Consider the following 19,190-nt stretch of genomic DNA (forward strand, 5'->3'; position numbering starts at 1 on the left):
CGTTACTGTTTCCCGAGATAGGTTTCGTGCACTTCAACGGGTGCGAACGGCCAGGACCGGTTGACCCTGGCCCAGATCGCGAAGACCACGAGGCCGGCGACGATCCACACGCCCGACAGGACCAGCGACAAGGTGGAAGCGGATATGTACACATAGGCCCAGCCCAGCAGCGCGATCACGCAGGGCACCGGGTAGAGCCACTGCCTGTAGGGACGCGCGAGCTTCGGTTGCCGCTTGCGCAGCACGACCAATGCCGCGATCTGCGCGATGGACTGCACGATGATGGTCGCGGCCAGCAGCATGTTGATGACCTCGGTGAGGTCGAGGAAGGTGCCGATCGCCGTCACCACGCCCATCGTGAGCAACGCCACGTGAGGGAAACCGTGCCGCGCATGCAGATGGCCGAACACCGAGAGGAACACCTTGTCCTGCGCCGCCTGGAACGGCACGCGCGAGCCGCCCAGCAGGCCGGTGAACACCGAGGCAAATGCCGTGACGATGATGAGGACGGTCATGACGGCGGCGGCAACGTGGCCCCAGCTGCGCTCCACCACCAGCGATGCCACGGACTTGGACTGGGCGATGTCCTGCCACGGCGCCACGCCGAGCACGCTGATGTTGAGCAGGAGATAGACGAACATCATCGCGATGACCGAGATGATGATGGATCCCGGCATGGTCCGGCCCGGATCGCGCAGCTCGTCGCCGATGTAGGCGGTGGTGTTGTAGCCGAGATAGTCGTAGATGCCGATGATCAGCCCTGCGCCGAGCCCCACGAAGAAGTGGCTGCCGAACATGTCGGGTGGATAGGTGAAGGCGAACCTCGGGTTGAAATGCGAGAAGCCCGCCGCGGCTACGCCGATCACCGACACCAGCATGACGATCCACAGCGCAATCGTGATCGCCCGCACCGATTCAATGCGCCGGTACAGCATCCAGGTGACGAGCGCGGTCGCGGCCACGCTCACCAGGTGCACCGGCCACCATCCCAGGTTGGGGAAGAAGAAGCCCAGGTATTCCGCCATGCCGATGATGCCCGTGGACATCAGCAGCGGAATCGCCAGCAGCATCGTCCAGATGAACAGGAACGGCATCAGCTTGCCGGTGCGGTACTGGAACGCTTCGCGCAGGTAGACGTAGGTGCCGCCGGAACCCGGCATGGCTGCACCGAGTTCGGCCCAGACCAGGCCGTCGGCCATCGCCAGGATGGCGCCTGCGATCCAGCCGATGACGGCCTGCGGCCCGCCCATGGCGGCGACCATGATGGGGATGGTAATGAACGGCCCGACGCCGCACATCTGCGTCATGTTGATCGCGGTGCCCGCGAACAAGCCAATCGAACGGTGAAAGGCGTTGTCGCGAACAGGCGGCTGCGCGCTGGAATCCTTCATGCGGGCCTTGTCGTGGTTGGCGAGTGAAGTGTCGATGTCGGTGCCCCAGTGGCGATGGTGGTGCTACGAAGCATTCAGCGTGCCCGTCGGCGACATCGCTCCCGGGTGGGAAGAAGTCGCCGGCAGGCACGCGCCGAAGAGGGCATGGCCTTCGTTACCACTGGCCGCGTACGCCCAACATGAACATGCGCTCGGAGAACGTCGAGTGCCCCGGCTGATCTGGCCACACCAGGTAGTAGCGCTGGTACTCGTTGGTGAGGTTGGTGCCGTCCAGGAACACCTCGGCGTACTTGCTGAACTTGTACGAGATCGACGCATCGAGGTACTTCTGCGGCGCCTCGTACATCTCCATGCCGGTGATGCCGCCCACGCTGTCCATCACCGCGCGCCGCGAGCGGTAGTTGTACGCGACGCGGGCCTGGAAGTGATCGTCCTGGTACCACAGGATGAGGTTGCCGGACTTGGTGGAGTTGTCCTGGAAAGGGATCTCCTTGCCGGCGAGGTCCTTCTCGCCCGAGTTGCTCGGCGCATAGGTGGCGTTGATCTCCATGCCCGTCTTGGACAGGAAGCCCGGCAGGAAGGTGAAACCCTGGCGGTAGTCGAACTCCGCGCCGTGAATGCTGTTGCCGGTGCCCTGCACGGGCTGGGTGATCACGATGCAATGGTTGCGGACGACGCCGTCCTCGTCCGGCAGGTCGCAGTTGGTCACGCTGCCGTTCTTGATGAAGCTGTCCACGTTGATGCGGAACAGGGCCAGGCTGAGCATGCTGGTGGGATTGATGTAGTACTCCAGTGATGCGCCGTAGTTGGTGGAGCGCCAGGGGTTGAGGTCCGGGTTGCCGGTCGACGTGCCATTGGAGACGCGGAAGATCGGGCCTTGCGGCGTTTCGGCCAGCGAGTAGTTCAGCTGCAGGCCGCCGCCCCAGGTGCTGAGGTCCAGCGGCATCATGTTCTTGGAGTAGGCGAGGCGGAACTTCAGGCTGTCGGTGATATCCAGCGAGAAATTGAAGGAGGGCAGCACATCCTGGTAGCTGCGCTTGGTGAGGGCCGTGCCGGCGTCGATCGGTTCGTCGCCGTACGAGCCGGGGGCTCCCGTCAGGTGCTGGGTCACGTCAAGATGGGTGCGAATCAGGCGCACACCGAGGTTGCCGCTGTATGGCATGTCCCACAGGGTGCCGTTGAAGTCGCCCTGCAGGTAGCCGGTGAGCTCCTTCAGTCGTACGGCCCAGGTCGTTCCAGGCTCGGCCACCTTCACGGTATCGGGGTAGAGCGATTTCCAGTACGACACGGGATCTTTCAGGGCCGATGGATCGATCGCCCAGAAGTTGATGCCCGAGCCCAGCAGGTTGGTGTATTGCTTGAAGTTGTTGGCCAGTGGCGCCGCGGTGTTGGGCATCGATACCGCGGACAGCGGGCCCGCGCGGAAGTAGCCCACGTCGTTACCCGCCGTGCAGTCGCCACTGTTGAGCACCACGTCGGCGCCGACATAGCGCACCAGGCAACCGTTGGGATCGCTCGCACCCATGCCCGCATAAACCGGCGTTTCCAGCGTCCAGCCATTGTTGTCGGCGCTGCGGATGCTGTTGCGCAGGCCGAACTCGAGCTTGAAGCCATCCTGGAAATCGTACTTGCCGTCGAAGCGCAACGCGTTCAACGCCACCTTGCGGTCGTAATCGCCGGAAGACTCCAGTGTCTTCATCGTCCAGTCGCTGGGGTTGGCGAAATTCGCCGCCAGCGAGGAAGGCACGCTGACGGTGATATAGCGGCCATTGAAGTTGGCGACGATAGGCACCGTGTTCTGCGGAATGCCGTTGGCATTGAATACGCGGTTGCCGCCCAGTTGTGCCGGATAGACCATGGTGCCCGGCGGCACCGAGTTCGGATCGACGCCATCCATCAGCACGTTGGGCCATAACGCGCCATCGGAATCGGAGATGTTGATGTCGGTTTCCTGGTACGACTGGGAGGCCGTATCGTGGATGCCGCGCACGCTGGCCGTGAATGGCCCGCCGTTGTCGTAATCCAGCTGGAGATTGAAGTTCTTCGCGATGGAATCCTTCTGGATCATCGACGAGTACGACTCCACGTCGCCCGGCCACTTCTGGTAAACCTGCGTGGTGTAGATCTGCGAACCCTCCCAGCCTGGTTCGGGGGTGCCGTAGGAGCCCAGGGCCGGGCTGCCGGTGTTGCGCGACTGCAGCGGCACATACGTTGCGCCCTGCCAGTTGGTGGAGTTGAACTGGATGCCGAAGTTGCGGTTGTACTCGTGCTGCTGCGAGTAGAAGAAGTCGCTGGTCGCGGTGAAGCCGCTGCCAAGATCCATCTGGAACGACGCGTTGGCCGACTTGCGCTTGCGCTGGGTGATGATGTCGTTGAGGCCGATGTCCTGGCTGCCCATGAAGACGCCATTGGACTTGCCATCACCGTTGACGTCCACGCTGCCGTCCGCGTTCTGCACGATCTTCGACGGAATGGGGGCGCCATTCCACGGCGTCAGGAAGCCGTTGTAGCCGCCTGCGCTGGCCGCGTTCTCGCCATTGAACACGACGCCGTACTGGTCGAGGCCTTCGGTGGCGTTCATGCGGCGGGTGTCGGAGTAGTCCGCGGAAACCAGCAGGCCCCAATGGCCGTTGTCATTGTAGGAAATCAGGCCGTTGGCTTCGGGTCCCGTATGCTCGGTGGTGCTGCCGCGTTCGCCATTGGCGGAGTAGCTGTAGGTGAACCCGCTGGGCAGATCCCACGGTCGATACGTGTGCAGGTCGATGGCGCCGCTGATGCCGCCGTCCGTGGTGCTGGCGGTGGTCGACTTGATCACGTCCACGCCATGGAACAGCGTCGACGGCAGCATGGTGAAGTCCGGCTGCTGCGAATCGATCTGGTCGGCGGTGATGAACACTTCGCCGTTCAGCATGGTGCCGACCTGGGGCAGGCCGCGCACATCCACCGAGGTGCCGACACCGGCGTCGCGATTGATCTGCACGCCGGTAACGCGCTGCAGGGAGTCGGTAATGGTGGTATCGGGCAGGGCGCCGATGTTCTCCGCGGTGATGCTGTCCTGGATGTTGGGCGCCTCACGCTTGAGGTCGATGGCACGCATCTGCGACGCGCGCACGCCCGATACGTTCACCGTCGCCAATGTCGCCGCGCTCTTCTCGGCATCGCTTTCCTTCTTGTCGGTCTTCTTGGCGTCGGGAGATGGCGTTGCCGGCGCGGGCGTGGTCTGTGGCGTGGTGGCCTGCGGCGCCGGGCCGTCGGGCTGCATGTCGGCGAAGGTCGAGGCCGAGGCCGATGCCGATACGGCAGCGAACAGCGACACGGTGATGGCAAAAGACAAAGGATGCTTGCGAAGTACGGTGGACATGGGCTTTGACCTCGTTGGTGTTGCCTGTCGAACCTCAACTGCTCCGTGGGTAATCCGAAATGCGTACCGCGCGACGGTGCCGTCGGCACGCCACCGTGATGCGATGTGTCTGCCTCCCCAGTCCGGACGTCGTGCGCCCGGGCTGCTCCTGCCACTACTTCGCGGAGCGCCTGCTCCGCGACCCGCTATTTCGATAACGTCACGCGTGCCAATGCCCACTGGCCATCGCGTGGATCGCCAGTGGCGAAAATGCAAAGGTCACGCACGTCGCTCCCCGGCGGCATGGCGACCTTGGCATCAAGACGGTGCTGTCCCTGGGCGTGTGTCACGCCATCCAGCGGCAGGCGCGCGAGCAGCGGACCCGTGCACGAATCGCCATGGATCTCGAACTCGCCGGCTGCGCCTGCCTTGTTGCGGACCACGGCGTCCCTGGCTTCGTCGCCAAAGCGCCACGCGATGCGTTCGACCAGCAGCGAGACATGCGTGACGCCGCCCACCGGCGCCTGAGGCCATGACCAGCACGCATTGCCGATGTCCACGCTGTAGGTCGGCCGTGGTCCCTTCGCCGGCTTGCTGCCATCGAGGCGCGAGCCGGGCTGGTGGGAGCAGGTTTCAAGCGCGCTGCCGTCACGAGCCTGCAAGGCGGTTTCGTCCACCACCTGCGTACGTGGCGCGGCAAGCTCGAAACCGTCCGATGCGAAGGTGGCGGCGCGCAGGGTCACGGGGCCCGTCAGCGTGAGGGCTTGCGTGTACCGCGTGGACTGGTTGGTGGGATCGGATCCATCCGTCGTGTAGCGAATCGTTCCGAAATGCGACTGGTTGAACAGCTCGACGCGGAGTGTGCCGCGAGATGCCGCGGATACCTGGAAGGAGGGCGCGAACGCGCTGTCGGCATAGTCGATGCCGAGCGCGCGGTAACGTGCCAGCTCGGCCGGCATGCGCTGAAGGAAGCCGTTCCAGTCGTGCGCCTCGGCGGGCGACCAGCCAAGCTCTGCCAGCGCCGCGATGCGTGGGAACACCGCATGCTGGTCATGCGCGAAGCTGCGCATCTGCTCGGCCCAGAGTCCGGCCTGCACGCCGATGATGTGCCTGGCTTCGTCCGCGCTCGCGCCCTGCGGGACGACGGCCGTGTCATAGGCCTGCTGCAACGTCACCGCCGGAGGCGGGCCTGCCCACTCGTCGGGCAGGTCGGACTGGATGTGATCGAAGTACAGCGATTCCTGTGGCGTCATGATCACGTCGTGGCCCTGCTTGAGGGCGGCGAGCGCCACGCGCTCGTTGTGGTCGCCATGCCACGACATCACCACCTGCGACTGCGGCAGCGTCACGCCGGCCGCCAGCTCGTCGTCCCAGCCCACCGGTATGCGCCCATGCTTGAGCAGATGCTCCGCTACCTGCTGCATGAACCAGGCTTGCAGCTCATCCATGTTCGCCAGGCCGAGCCGCTGCATCCGCGCACGCGTTTCGGCCGATGCGTTCCATTGCTGCTTGTCGGCTTCGTCGCCGCCGATGGAGATGTAGCGCGAGGGAAACAGCTGCATCATCTCGTCGAGCACGTCATCGACGAACTGCAGGGTCTTTTCATCGGGCTTGAGCAGCCAGGGGCTGACACCCCAGTCGGTCCACACGGGCGGACGCGCGCCGGTGACGCCAAGCGATGGATAGGCGGCGATGGCCGCCTGGGAATGTCCGGGCAGGTCGAACTCCGGCACGACGTCCACGTAGCGCTCGGCGGCATAACGCACGACGTCGCGCGCCTGCGCTTCGGTGTAGTAGCCGCAATAGGGTTGTTCAGTCGAGCCGGTGAGTTCGGCGTCGAGGCCGACTGCCTTGCGGCATGCGCCGATCGTCGTCAGTGCAGGGTACTTGGGAATCTCGAGGCGCCAGCCCTGATCTTCGGTCAGATGCCACAGCAGCACGTTCAACTTGTTGAGCGACATCCAGTCGATCAGCTTCTTGATGTCGGCCACGCTCTGGAAATGCCGCCCGGAATCGAGCAGCAGGGCACGCCATGCGAACCGTGGATGATCGTCGATGACGCCGTACGCTACGTCGACGGGTTTGCCTCGCGCCCATCCGGGCGGCGTGAGCAGCTGCCACAGGGTGACGCTGCCGTAGAACGCGCCGCGCGGCGTTCGCGCCGTCACCCGGATGCCTTCGTCATCCACGGTGATGCGGTAGCCGGATGCGTCCGCGATATCGGCACCCGCGTCCATCTCGAACGTAATCGTCGGGTGCGCCGCATCCGTCGTCGTCGTCCGCAAGTGCAGCGCATGGGTGTCGGCCAGCCGCTGCACCAGTCGCTCGGCGATGCGTTGCACCTCCGGCTGATCCGGGCCGTGCACGCGAACGATGGCGCCATCCGCGACCTGGACCACACCCGATCCGGCCGCTTTGGCCATGGCCGGCTGTGGCAGCAGAGACCATGCAGGCGTGACGGGCGACGCCATGGCCGCGCCGCACACCACCAGCCAGGCGACGGCGGCACAGCGGAGCAGGCGGGCTGTCGCGACGCGGCTCATGCGCTGACGCCTCCTTCCGCGGCTTGGCGCAGCGATGCCTGCATGCGATGCCTCAGGTACCACTGCGCCGCGCCATGCACGCCGTGCTGGCCGTGTTCCGTCACCCACACCGGCACCTGCGCCAGCAGCGTGCGCGCGCTTCGTCCATGCAGGAACCGTACGGCGAAGGCGCTGCGCTTGAGCAGATCGAACAGTGATGACAGGAAGCCGCCGGCGAGATAGACGCCGCCGCTCGCCATGAATGCCATCGCGAGGTTGCCGGTAAAGCTGCCCAGTGCCGCGCAGAACATCTCCACGGCTTCCACGGCGAGGGCATCCGTGCACGCGACGGCGGCCGCGGTGACTGCCTCGGGCGTTGCCAGTTTCGGCGTTTCGCCCTGCAGCGCGCACAGCGTGGCATAGATGGTCAGGAGGCCTGGCCCTGACACGAGGTGTTCGAACGGCACGTATCCGCCATCGGGTGCCAGATGCGCGAGCACTTCGCGTTCGCGCACCGAGTTCGGCGCGAAATCCATCTGGCCCGCTTCCGTCGCGAGCACGACGCCGCCGGCCGCACCGGGGATGTGGACGGCGGCGCCCAGGCCCGTGCCCGGCCCGATCACCAGGGTGGGTCCGCCGAGCTGCGCGTCCGGCCCGCACAAGTGGCGCCCGCCATCAGCGAGCGGACCATCGAGGGCATAGGCCAGTGCTTCGAAATCGTTGAGCACCGCGACGTCATCCAGGCCAAGTGCGTGACGCAATGGGGTCAACTGGATGGGCCAGGGCAGGTTGTCGTTGGCGACCTCGTCGCCGACGATCTGACCCGCGCAGGCCAGCACGCAGTGCTTCACCGGAGCCCGCACTTCGGCGTCGATGAAGGCTTTTAGAAGCGTCGAAAGCGACGGAAACGCCGCGCATGCGAACACACGGTAGGCCAGCGTCTCGATGCCGCGTGGCGCGTCATGCGAGACGCGCATCCATGCGACACGACCGTGCGTGCCGCCGATGTCGGCCGCCAGAAACGGCACGGCTGCTATCCCCGCCAGTCGATCCGGAAAGTCCGTGGCCACGTCCCGAGCGCCCCCGCATTGGAACTGTCATCAGGTTGGAGCCTTGTTGACACCGGTGTCAAGCGGTGGCGCAACATGGGTGGGGATGGGCCTGGCAGGGGATGCCGGGCAGGGGTGTGTGGGAGGGATCGGTCGTCAAGGAAGCACTGTCGGCATCCATGCGCTGCGGTGCCCGGCGTATCGCGGACGCCCATCGGACAGGTCATGGCGGCGGCACGAAGCGCCGAACACGCGGAACGCGAGGCGCCGCATGGCTGAGTCTGCCAACGAATACCTGGCACTCCTTGCCGGCGTCATCGGTTGGGCGCCGTGCTCGCGAATGGACGTCCAGGCGTCCGCCAACCGGCAGGCCAAAGGGAGCCGACGGGTCGTGCGTGTACCCGCACGAGGTTGGCGCCTCCTTCCCGCATGAGCGAGGACGGAGGCGCCACGGGGTTTACTCGACGATGTTCGCCGTGACGTGGTACACGCGCCCACCCCAGCCATCATCGGGGAAGGCATCCGACACTTTCACGTAGACCGGCTTGGCGCCGTTCGATGCGGCGCCGAGGTACGGCGTCAGGTCGATGGTGCGATCGGCCTTGTTCGAGCCATCAGTGATGCGACGGGTCTCCTGCAGCACGGTCGTCCAGTGCGCGTTGTCGCTGCTGACCTGCACCACGAACTCGGCGTCGATGGTCAGCGTGACCTGCGCTGACGTCGTATCGGCCGGCAGGGGGAACCGATAGGTGAAGTGCGCATTGCCGTCGGCAAAGCGGTTCTGCACGCCGTTGCTCTGCGATCCATCGGGATCGAACAGCCACGGAACCTCATCCACCGTACCCGTATCGAAATCGATCTTGTGCGCGACCAGCACGTCGGCCTGGGTGTTGAAGTAAAGCCCGGCCGCGGCGACGTTCGCGGTGACCATGTGATGGCCATCCGTGGCGGAGCTGGGCACCGTGACGGTCAACGGGGCCGTACTGCTGACCGGCATGGCATTGCCATGCGGCTGCAGGCGCAGCATGGTGGCGCGCGGCGTGACGTTCCAGCCGGCCGGAACATCGATGGAAGCGAGCGCCTGCAGCGGGAAGAAGCCGGTCGCCGATGCGCCGAGGTCGATGGCGATCGTCGTGATGCCCGATGCGGCCGGCATGATCACCGGTTGTGCCGGGGACATCGTCGCCGCCAGCGACTCCTGCGGCGTCACGATCGGCACGTTGCCGACGAGGGCACTGAGTGCGCTGGCCTGCGTGCGCCAGTCGAACACGTTGGGATGGTCGTTGCCGGTGGCGCCGGACCAGCGCGTGCCGAGCCGGCCGGCGGCGTCGCGGTCGTTGTTCCAGATGCCTTCGGCCTGCTGGGCGAGGAACGCCGCATAGCGCGGATTGTGGGTGGTGTCGACCAGGTCGGTCCAGTAGCGCATGAAAATGCCCTTGAACTGCTTGGCATTGTCGTCGCAGGTCTGGGTGATCACGTCGCAGGCTTCGCTGAGGACGCCGTTGGTCACCAGCGCGTTGGGCCCGATGGCCGCATCCGCCAGTTGCCGCACGCTCGCCAGGATGCCGGGATCGCGCGTGGCGCGCCACAGCTCGAGTCCTGCGCCGATGGCCAGGCCCTGGTTGTAGCTCCACACGTTCTGCCCGTTGTTGGTGCAGGCATTGGTGAGGCCATCGTTCACCAGGCCATTGGCATTGATCATGCCGCTGTTCTGGAACCACGACCATGCCGTGCGTGAACGGCTCAGCCATACCGTGTCGCCCGGGATGCGGTTATGCAGTTCGGCGGTGAGGCGAATCCACAGGCCGTTGGTGACCGCGTTCTTGTAGGTGCGCTCGGCGTTCCACCACACGCCACCACTGCACGTGCTGGTGTCCCAGAATCCGTCGACGTAGTTGGCGATGGTCACGGCCATGTCCAGGTACTTCGGGTTCCTGGTCAGGTCATAGGCCTGCACCCAGGTCAGGCCCCACCATTCGGAATCGTCGATCGCCCGGCTGGTGAAGTTGCCCAGCAGCGGGTCGCCCGACAATACGCCTCCGGGAAACGCCCCTTTGTCTTTTTCGAAGGTGTTGTCCAGCTCGCCGAGATAGCGGCGGTCGCCGGTGCGCCGCATGTAGTCGCCGATGGTCTGCAGTGCGACCGCCGAATTCCACCAGCTGGAGGGAAACCATGCCTTGTTGGGATCGTAGGACCCCATCAGCACGTCCGCCGCGACCCTGGCGCGGGCGACGGCGGTCGAGCCGTCTGCTCGCGGACTGTCGGGAGAGGCGAGGTCGGCTGCCGCCGCAGGGAAGGCGGCAGCCACGACCATCAGGCTGGCCGCGGCGAGCAATGTCCGGACTCGTATATGCAAGGCTTCGAGATTCATGATCGGAAGCGCTCCTTTCGGATACCCACGAGGGGATGGGGCGGCATTGCCCCTCAGTCCACGGCCGGAGCGTGGGCGGTGATCCGGCCTGGAAGCGTGCACGCATGGGGCCGTCTAGACGGCTATCCCAAAAGCGCAGTGAAACCCTTCATCGCCGGCCATCCACCATGGGCGGCCGACGACTTCCCCTGTTTCAACGGCATTTAGATCGATCTAAATTAGATACCTAAAAAAAGGCCATCACGTCATGGACCCGGCGTTCGGATACTTGGCGATCATGCCTCCGCGCAACTCTAACCCTCTTCGGTGCTGCAATGCTTGCTGCATTGCAAAAGTCCACCACTCGCTACTCATGGGCGAGTCTTGAGGGGAACGAATGCTTCAGTTCGCTGTGCGACAGGATGCTCATGGATGATTTGCGTGGACGCGGAAGCCGCCATCGCGACGCCCATGCCGGTGTCCTGCCGCGACTTTCGATGCATGACCGCTGGCGCATCGCGTGCACGAGAGAACTCCGCTCCGTGGAACGGCATCGTACCGATGCCATTTCGCCAGAGCTGCCTGCTCATCGATGCGTCTACTCCAGCGGCAGTCCCGCATCGCGCAGGCGTTGGCGCAGGCCATCCAGCTTGTCGCCGTACCGTGCGCTGCGTGCCGTGTCACGGCGCAGCGGCTGGCGCACCTGCGCGGCGCTCGGTGCGCTCAATACGGTGCGCGCCGTCTTGTGGAAGGCGAGGCAGGCGGGGTCGAACGGCAGGTCGCAGAAGTCCAGCAGTCGCCGGATGACGGGCTCGGGCTCATCCACCAGCGATTCGTAGGGAAGATCGAGCACGCGGTCGGGATATCGCTGCAGCCAGAAGCGGGTAAGGCGCGTGAAGTCGATGCAGTAGTCGGCCATCTCGTCGAGATCGCAGGTGAAGCCGGTCTGCTCGGTGAAGCATTGGCGATAGCACGCCAGGCAGGTCTCGACCGGATCCCGGCGAACGATGACCACGCGCGCGGCCGGTAGCATCGTCAGTGCCGCTCCCACGAGGTACCAGGTCACCAGGCTCTTGTCGGTGAAGCGCGGTTTGACCTTGCGCCACAAAGCGGTGCGCACGAGATACTCGCGGCCCAGCCGTTGCCAGTCACCGGCGCTGGCGTCGGGCGCCCACAACGGGAAGGCCGAATGGCGGCGGCGCGTTTCCGCGTCGATCACCTCCGGCATGTCCTTGATCTCGTTCGCGCCCTCGACGTCCGGATGCGACGCGAGGATCTGCTCGACCAGCGTCGAGCCGGAACGCGGGATGCTGACGATGAAGATGACTTCGCGGCCCAGCCCGGGATCCAGCGGCGCCGGCATGTCGTTGGCGAAGATGCGCTGGATCGCGTCCACGCGCCGGCGTTCTCCCGCGGCGTCCCACGTCACCCGTTCGCGGCGCGAGGCATTGGCGCGCCGGAACGTCTCGAATGCTTCGCGATAGTCGCCCTGATCTTCTTGCGCTTTCGCCAGGGTAAAGCCGAGCAGTTCGCGATGACGCGCCGGCAAGCCTTCACGAGCCAGCGCGCGCTGGAGGCTGGCCGCGTCCGTTGCGTCGAAACGCACGGTGTTGAGATTCGACAGGCCGAACCATCCTTCGGCGTTGACCGGATCCCTTCGCAACACCTCGCGAAAACCCGCCACGGCGTGATCGATCTCGCCGAGGCTAGCCTGCGCCTTGGACAACGACAGTCGGGCCGGCACGTGCGCCGGATCGAGTTCGAGTGCGCGGTGCAGGGCGGCAACCGCCTCGGCGGTGCGTGTCACCCTGGCCAGTGCTTCACCGAAGTTGAACCAGGCCGGGGCCGATTGCGGCTGCAGTTCGCACGCCTGCCGCATATGCGCCAGGGCCTGGTCGATGCTGCCGCGCTCGAACAATGCGATGCCGAGGCAGACATGCAGGTCGGAATCGTGGGGCCACACCGGCAGCACGCGCTGGAAACAGTCGATGGCCTGCGTGTGATTGCCGCGGCGCTGGGACACCATGCCCAGCATGCGGGTGGCAGTGGGCTCGTTCGGCACGAGGGCGAGCACGCCGATCAGGGATCGCTCCGCCGCATCGAAGGCATGGCGCGACCATGCTTCGCGCGCCTGCGCCAGCATGCGCTCGGCCTGCGCGGAAAGCGGTTGCCGCGGCATGTCGTGCGCTGACCGAGGTTCTGTCATGTCGTCACCGGCAAGAATCGATTCAGCAGACTATACAAGTCGCGCAAGCGCCGCAAAAAAACGCCGGGCAGGGCCCGGCGCGGGGAAGGGAGGTCTGCGGGTCGTCAAAAATCGTAGGCCACCGAGAACCTGACATAGCGTGGCGAGAGCGTGTCCTGCACCCGGCCGAAGTCGGGATTGGGGCTGGAGGTGGTGCCGAAGAAGTCGTTGTAGAAAACCGGCGTCTGCTGATCGAGCAGGTTGAACACCGCGAGGTTGAAATCGAGCTTGTGATCGGCCCAGCCCGGTTTGTAATCCACGTTGAGGCCCACCTGATGCGTCCACGGCAGGCGTCCCAGCGAACCCGGCGGAACCGGTTCGCCGCCGCACCAGTAATACGTGTGCGAGCCATGCAGCGCCAGCTGGTTCGGGCCGTAGCCACCGCGGCAAAGCACCGGCGTGCCGGAGGCAATGTAGAGGTTGGCGCCCAGCGTCCAGTCCGGAGCGACCTGATAGGCGCCGTAGATCTTGAACTGGTGCCTGCGATCGTTGGGCAGCACGCCGGAGGAGTACTCCATGCGCTCGGGGAAGTCCCAGCCGGTGGTGAGCGATTCGTACGAGCCGCCCTGCTGCGAATACGTGCTGACCGGGCCTTCGTCGTTACCCCAGGTGCGGGAGAACATGTAGTCGAACTTGGCGAACCACTTGCCGTCCCACGCGTGTTCCAGCGAGAGGTCGAGCGAGTAGTAGCGGCGCGTCGGTCCCTTCGGGAAGCCCTGGTCCTTGGCGCTGAGCGTCACCGGCACGAGCGCGCCGGTGGGCGACTGCATCCACAGGTTGCTGGTCTCGCCCGGGTTGATCAGCACCAGGCTCTGCGCCCACTGGCTGCAGGTGTCGGGCGTCATGTAGGCATAGCCTTGGGCACGCCCGGCCGCGCATTCGATCTGGATGTCGTCGAAGTCGTCGATGATTCGGTTCATGCGCTGGTACGTGCCGGTCGCGCCGAACACCCACGGCGTCCCCAGCATCTCGAACTGCTGCTGCAGGCCCAGCACGTAGTTGTCCGAGTACTCGGCCTTGATGTTGCGCGAGGCGGACACGCGCGGATCCTTGGCCTGGCCGTATTCGCTGTCGATCGATACGCCCGTCGACGGATTCTGCGGCAGCGGCGTGAAGCCGGTCGGCGCGCCGGTGGCGGGATCGATGCCGGTGTAGGTGCCATACACACCGGCGTTCGTCACCGGCGCGGCGATGGACAGCGCCACCTGTTCCGGCAGCGCGAGGTAATAGCGGCCCGCATTGCCGAACACCTTCAGCGAGGAGTCGCCGTGCACGTCCCAGCTGAAGCCCAGGCGCGGCGCCCACTGCGGCTTGGTCAGGCGGATGTACGGCACGCCCGAGGCGTCGTAGTTGGTGAACTGGTCGTTGCGAATGCCCAGGTTCAATAGCAGGTTGGGCGTCACCTGCCAGTTGTCCATGATGTACTGCGCACGTTGCGCGACGCGCACGGACGCCACGCTGATGTCGGTGTGCTGCTGCACGTAATAGCAGCGAACGGTGCCCGTGGAATCCGGATGGCACTGGGTCGATGGCGCCACGTAGGGCGGAACGTTCGGGTCCACGCCGAACACCGGCGAGCCGGGGTCGCTCTGCCCGTAGATCCACTGGTATCCCGGGCCCGGATTCACCGAGCCGTCGTTGATGTCCCTGGAGTTGATGTTGTCGATGCCGACCTGGAAATCGTGGTCGCCCAGTTTGTAGTCGAGGTCAAGCCGGTAGTTGGTTACCGACTCCTTGTGGTTGGGGTCGGTGATCGTCGAGTTGATCTGCGAGTTGGAGATGCCGCCAGGCGGCACGAACGCCGGATCCTGCACCGAACTGCTGGCGATGTGCGGCAGCAACGGGTCAAAGCCCTCGTAGCCCGGCTGGCTCGTGTAGTACGAGCCGTGCATCTTGCCGACCATGGCGTTCAGGGTCAGGTTGTCGGTGAGGTACGAGGTGTAATTGGCCACCCAGACCTTGAAGGTGGTCCGCTTGATCTGGTCGAGGCTGTTGAAGTCGCCCGGCTTCAGGGTGTCGTAGTCGAAGTCGTAGATGGTGCCGGCGGTCTTGTGCGAGTTCTGCACGTAGCTCGCGCTCAGCACGTTGCTGTCGTTGATGTTCCAGTTGAACTTCGTATAGAACTTCGGATCGTGCACCTTCCACGTTTCGGTCGTGGCGGTGCTGCTGAACTCCGACGTGGTGCGGTAGTGGGAGTCGTCCTGCTCCAGGCCGATGTAGAAGAACAGCTTGTCCTTGATCAGCGGGCCGCTGATGTAGGCGTCGTAGATCGTCTCGCTGCTGTCGTTGTTGTTGCGATAGACGGCGAGATCGCCAGGCCGGTTGCCCTGGCTGCTCACCAGCTTGTTGGCGTAGTAGTAGTTGTCGGGATCGTTGCGCAGGCTGCCCGGCTGCCACAGGGCGCGGGCGCCGAAATGCCACTCGTTGTCGCCGCTCTTGCCGATCTGGTTGATCACGCCGCCGATGGAGCGTCCATAGCGCGCGTCGTAACCGCTGATGAAGGTCTGCTGCTGCTCGATCGCGCCATAGGGCAGGGAGATGCCGCCCTGGTTGTTGAGCAGCTCGGTGGTGTTCATGCCATCGAGGTAGTACGCGTTCTCGGCCGTCGATGCGCCGCCGAACACCAGGTTCGGCGTGCCCAGCGGGCCGGTGCCGATTTCGGGCGAACCCAGGTTGACGCCCGGCGCCAGCAGGGCGATGTCCTCGGCGGTGCGCTGCAACGGCAGCTGCTGCAACTGCTTTGCCGTGATGGTGGTCACCTGGTTGGTGGTGCTTACGTCGATCGGCGGAAGCGCATTGCCCGTGACGCTGATGGTGCCGAGCGTACGCGCTCCCGTGGTCGCGCCCGGGGCGGCGAAATCGACGGCCACCGCGCCGGCGGCCGCCGGGCTTACGCCGCTGCGCGAATCCACGACCTGGCCGTTCTGCAGCAGCGACACGGTGTACGTGCCCACCGGCAGCGTCACCGAATATTTGCCGGATGTGCCCACGTCGATGGTGCGGTTGAAGCCCGAGCCGCCGGTGATCTGGACGGACTCGCCGGCCACCGCGGGCACCGTGCCGTAGATGGTGCCGCTGGTCGCCTGTGCCCATGCGCCGCCGGCGACGCCGAAGAGGATCGAGCCAATGGCAAACGGTAGTGCCTTGTTCTTGAGTACATGCTGGGGACGCAACGTACGCAAAGATTTGCCCTTCATGACGATGTGCACTCCACTCTGTTGATACGCCCGTACTGCGTCTTCAAGCCGAGGAGCGTGCGTCCGTCTTCACGACTGCAACAGGACGCGGGTGGCTTCGCGGCAACGAAAGTCATGCGAGCCACGCGGCTCGGCAGACGAAACCCAGGCATGACCGGGCAAACAGGCGGCAACAGCGCGGCACGACATCACGACATGGATCGGCCCGCGGACAGATCCTGCGTTGTGTTGGCATGCGCTGCGAGCGGCTCTCCCCAACCAGCCCACTAGTGCGTGAAGGAGCGTAGTCTCCGGCAGGCGCGAGCCGCCAATGAAAAAACATCGGCTCACCATAACTGGGGGTTATGGAGATCGCGGCGTTCGTGGTTGGACGACGGCGCGACGTCCTGGGCCGCGTGTTTCCACGGGGAGGCCGCATCGGCGCGGGCATGCCTGAGACGTGTTGCAGCGTCCAAAGGGCGCGGATCAGTCGACGCGCGGACAGCGAATCATGCGTGCACCTGCAGTACGTCGACCTTGAACTACTTCCAGACGTTGACGAACACCGTGATGATCACGGCGTTGGTGAAGTCGATGAGGAAGGCGCCCACCACCGGCGCCACCAGGAACGCACGCGGTGCAGGACCGAAGCGCTCGGTCAACGAGCTCATGCAAGCCATCGCATTGGCCGTGGTGCCGAGCATGAAGCCGGTAAAACCGCTGGCCATCACGGCGGCATCGTAGTCGCGACCCATCAGCTGCAGCAGCGGCCAGCAACACAGGGCCACCACAAGGACGGTTTGCAGCGCCAGGTTCACCAGCAGCGGCGCGGCCATGCCCGAGAGATCCCACAGGTGCAGGTCCATCAGTGCCATGACGAGGAACAGCGAGAGGCTGATGTTGCCGATCAGCTCCATGCTGCCTGCCGACAGGCCGAACCAGCCGAGGCGGTCGTCGATGTTGCGGATGACCGCGCCCGCCAGCATCGCGCCGATATAGGCGGGAAGGGTGAGGCCCAGCATGCCCAGCCCCGCGCTGATCCATGCGCCGATGCCCATGGCGATCAGCATGAATACGAGGCTCTTGAGTCCTGCATAGGCCGGGTCCACGAAACGGCGCTTCGGCGGCACTGTGATCGCGGGCAATTCGTCCTCGGCAGGCGCGGCATTGGCGGGATAAAGCTTGAGCCGCTCGATCAGCAGCGCCGCCAGCGGCGCGCCCAGGATGGAGCCGCAGACGATGCCGGCCATCGCATTGGCCAGCGCTACGCTCTTGGCGCCTTGCACGCCGGCACTGGCGAACAGCGGCGCAAACGCCAGCCCGGTCGCGGGGCCTCCGGCCAGCGTGGCCGAGCCGGTCACCACACCGAACAGCGGCGGCAGTCCGAACGCCTTGGCCATGCCGACGCCAAGCAGGTTCTGGATCACCGCCAGCGCGCTGGCCAGCCCAAGGAACAACAGGATCTGCCGTCCGCCGATCTTCAGCAGCGTGGTGCTCGCGTTGAAGCCGATGCCGGTGAAAAAGGCGATCATCAACGGCTGCTCGAAGCCGGTGTCGAAGCGTATCGGCGTGATGCTCCAGTGGCGGCATGCGAGCATCGCCAGCGCCACCAGCAAGCCGCCGATCACCGGCGCCGGGATGCTGAAGCGCGCCAGCAACGGCACGCGCCGGCGGATGCCATAGCCGACGAGCAGCAGCAGGCCGCCGCAGGCCAGGGTCTGTATCGAATCGAGTGTCAGCACGCGCGTTACCCAGGTCGACAGCGAGGGTGAGTATGTCAGTTCCCGAAGCTGGCGATGAGGTGGTCGGTGATGGCTTCCACGCCCATGGACACCGGATCCTGGCAGGGCAGGCCGAACAGGGCGCCGATGCGTTCGCAGGCGGCCTGCGCTTCGTCCGCGGGCAGGTTGGACGTATTGAGCGCGATGCCCACCGGTTTCACCGCGGGGTTGGTGAGCCGGGCCGCAGCGAGGTTGGCCTCCATGCAGGCCATGAGATCCGGAATGGGGTAATCGGCCAGTCCGCGCATGTGGCGTCGCGTCGGTTCATGGCAGAGCACCAGCGCATCGGGCTGCGAGCCATGCAGCAGGCCCAGCGAAACGCCGGCGAACGAAGGATGGAACAGCGAGCCCTGGCCTTCGATCAGGTCCCAGCCGTGGTCGCCGCGGGCCGGCGAAATCGCTTCCGCTGCGCCGGAGATGAAATCCGCCACCACCGCATCGATCGGAATGCCTGCGCCCGCGACGAGGATGCCGGTCTGCCCGGTCGCGCGGAAGTCCGCCGGGCACCCGCGTTGACGCAACGAGCGTTCCAGCGCGAGCGCGGTATACATCTTGCCCACCGAGCAGTCCGTGCCCACCGTCAGCAGCCGCCGGCCCGCGCGCGGCTTACCCGTGCCCACCGGCAGGCCCGGCTGCGGCGCGCGCGCATCGAACAACGCGCGGCCATTGGCGCGCGCGGCAGCCACGATCTCCGCCTGGTCGTTCAGCCGGTGATGCAGGCCCGATACCACGTTGAGTCCCGCCTCCAGCGCAGCGATGGTGTCGGCCACCATCTCCGGACTCATCACGCCGCCGGCATTGGCCACACCGATCACCATCGTATCGGCGCCGTTGTCCCGGCTCTGCGCCAGGCCGACATCCGGCAGGCCCAGGGTTACCGCGCAGTCGTCGCGGCGGTGCTGGCCAAGGCACCATTGTGGCCGCCAATACGCGAGCCCGCGCGCCGTCTTGATCGACAGGTCATCGGGGGCGCTGCCCAGGTACAGCAGGTATGGCGGTCCCCACGGGGCGACTTCTACGCCTTGAGCGGACATCGGCGGCTCCTCCTTGCGGGCAGATCGTTCCGTTCGTGGAAAGCCCATGCGCGACGGTCGCGTAGACGCTCCCTGCATGGGGCGGCACAGGTCGGCTTGTTGCGACGGCTGCAGCGGGCCTGCGGCACGCGGCCATCGCGCGTCGGCGCATCCGTGCCGGGGGCGAGCATAGTCAAAGGCCCGAGCGCGCAGCCAATGAAAAGATGGGCACGAGGCATAACCGGCGGTTGTGGGTGCCGTGCGTCGCGGACTACGCCATGCCTTCTGGCACCGCCGGATTTGTCCGTCACTGGGTAATGTGC

9 protein-coding genes are annotated in these 19,190 nt (G+C 65.4%); all 9 read right to left on the reverse strand.

Annotation, left to right across the window (positions count from 1 at the left end; translation table 11 throughout):
- Nucleotides 1–2: 2 nt before the first annotated feature.
- The 9 genes from CA260_RS10205 to dgcN all read right to left on the reverse strand — a co-directional run bounded on the left by CA260_RS10205 (nucleotide 3) and on the right by dgcN (nucleotide 18,888).
- Entirely contained in the window at nucleotides 3–1,391 is a 1,389-nt protein-coding gene (locus CA260_RS10205) for an APC family permease (protein ID WP_111982732.1), read from the reverse strand.
- 154 nt (nucleotides 1,392–1,545) lie between these two features.
- Complete coding sequence (locus CA260_RS10210) at nucleotides 1,546–4,752, reverse strand: TonB-dependent receptor (RefSeq protein WP_111982734.1); 3,207 nt, start codon at nucleotides 4,750–4,752, stop codon at nucleotides 1,546–1,548.
- A gap of 185 nt (nucleotides 4,753–4,937) precedes the next feature.
- Nucleotides 4,938–7,274, reverse strand: a complete 2,337-nt coding sequence (locus CA260_RS10215; RefSeq protein WP_111982736.1) for a beta-N-acetylhexosaminidase — start codon at nucleotides 7,272–7,274, stop codon at nucleotides 4,938–4,940.
- Nucleotides 7,271–8,281: a glucokinase gene (locus CA260_RS10220; RefSeq protein WP_111982738.1), complete on the reverse strand. Its 1,011-nt coding sequence runs from the start codon at nucleotides 8,279–8,281 to the stop codon at nucleotides 7,271–7,273. Before CA260_RS10220 ends, CA260_RS10215 begins: the two co-directional genes overlap by 4 nt.
- 478 nt (nucleotides 8,282–8,759) lie before the next feature.
- Nucleotides 8,760–10,673, reverse strand: coding sequence for a glycoside hydrolase family 76 protein (locus CA260_RS10225; RefSeq protein ID WP_238149672.1), 1,914 nt, complete (start codon nucleotides 10,671–10,673; stop codon nucleotides 8,760–8,762).
- Nucleotides 10,674–11,250: 577 nt separating this feature from the next.
- Complete coding sequence (locus CA260_RS10230; RefSeq protein WP_111982740.1) at nucleotides 11,251–12,858, reverse strand: tetratricopeptide repeat-containing sulfotransferase family protein; 1,608 nt, start codon at nucleotides 12,856–12,858, stop codon at nucleotides 11,251–11,253.
- Nucleotides 12,859–12,962: 104 nt separating this feature from the next.
- Nucleotides 12,963–16,094 carry a TonB-dependent receptor gene (locus tag CA260_RS10235; RefSeq protein WP_146745314.1) on the reverse strand — a complete coding sequence of 1,044 codons (3,132 nt, stop codon included), beginning with the start codon at nucleotides 16,092–16,094 and terminating at the stop codon, nucleotides 12,963–12,965.
- 521 nt (nucleotides 16,095–16,615) lie between these two features.
- The gene (gene gltS / locus CA260_RS10240) at nucleotides 16,616–17,815 is read right to left on the reverse strand and encodes a sodium/glutamate symporter (protein WP_111982744.1); all 1,200 of its coding nucleotides are present in this window, start codon (nucleotides 17,813–17,815) and stop codon (nucleotides 16,616–16,618) included.
- 35 nt (nucleotides 17,816–17,850) lie between these two features.
- Nucleotides 17,851–18,888 carry an N-acetyltransferase DgcN gene (gene dgcN / locus CA260_RS10245; protein WP_111982746.1) on the reverse strand — a complete coding sequence of 346 codons (1,038 nt, stop codon included), beginning with the start codon at nucleotides 18,886–18,888 and terminating at the stop codon, nucleotides 17,851–17,853.
- Nucleotides 18,889–19,190 lie beyond the last annotated feature (302 nt).

The organism is Dyella jiangningensis (genome assembly GCF_003264855.1).
In the GTDB taxonomy this organism is placed as follows: Bacteria; Pseudomonadota; Gammaproteobacteria; order Xanthomonadales; family Rhodanobacteraceae; genus Dyella; species Dyella jiangningensis_C.

What these genes read in the sequence shown, in the direction of transcription:
- CA260_RS10205 (WP_111982732.1), bottom strand. Translation starts at nt 1,391, where the DNA reads ATGAAGGATTCCAGCGCGCAGCCGCCTGTTCGCGACAACGCCTTTCAC.
- CA260_RS10210 (WP_111982734.1), bottom strand. Translation starts at nt 4,752, where the DNA reads ATGTCCACCGTACTTCGCAAGCATCCTTTGTCTTTTGCCATCACCGTG.
- CA260_RS10215 (WP_111982736.1), bottom strand. Translation starts at nt 7,274, where the DNA reads ATGAGCCGCGTCGCGACAGCCCGCCTGCTCCGCTGTGCCGCCGTCGCC.
- CA260_RS10225 (WP_238149672.1), bottom strand. Translation starts at nt 10,673, where the DNA reads ATGAATCTCGAAGCCTTGCATATACGAGTCCGGACATTGCTCGCCGCG.
- CA260_RS10230 (WP_111982740.1), bottom strand. Translation starts at nt 12,858, where the DNA reads ATGACAGAACCTCGGTCAGCGCACGACATGCCGCGGCAACCGCTTTCC.
- CA260_RS10235 (WP_146745314.1), bottom strand. Translation starts at nt 16,094, where the DNA reads ATGAAGGGCAAATCTTTGCGTACGTTGCGTCCCCAGCATGTACTCAAG.
- dgcN (WP_111982746.1), bottom strand. Translation starts at nt 18,888, where the DNA reads ATGTCCGCTCAAGGCGTAGAAGTCGCCCCGTGGGGACCGCCATACCTG.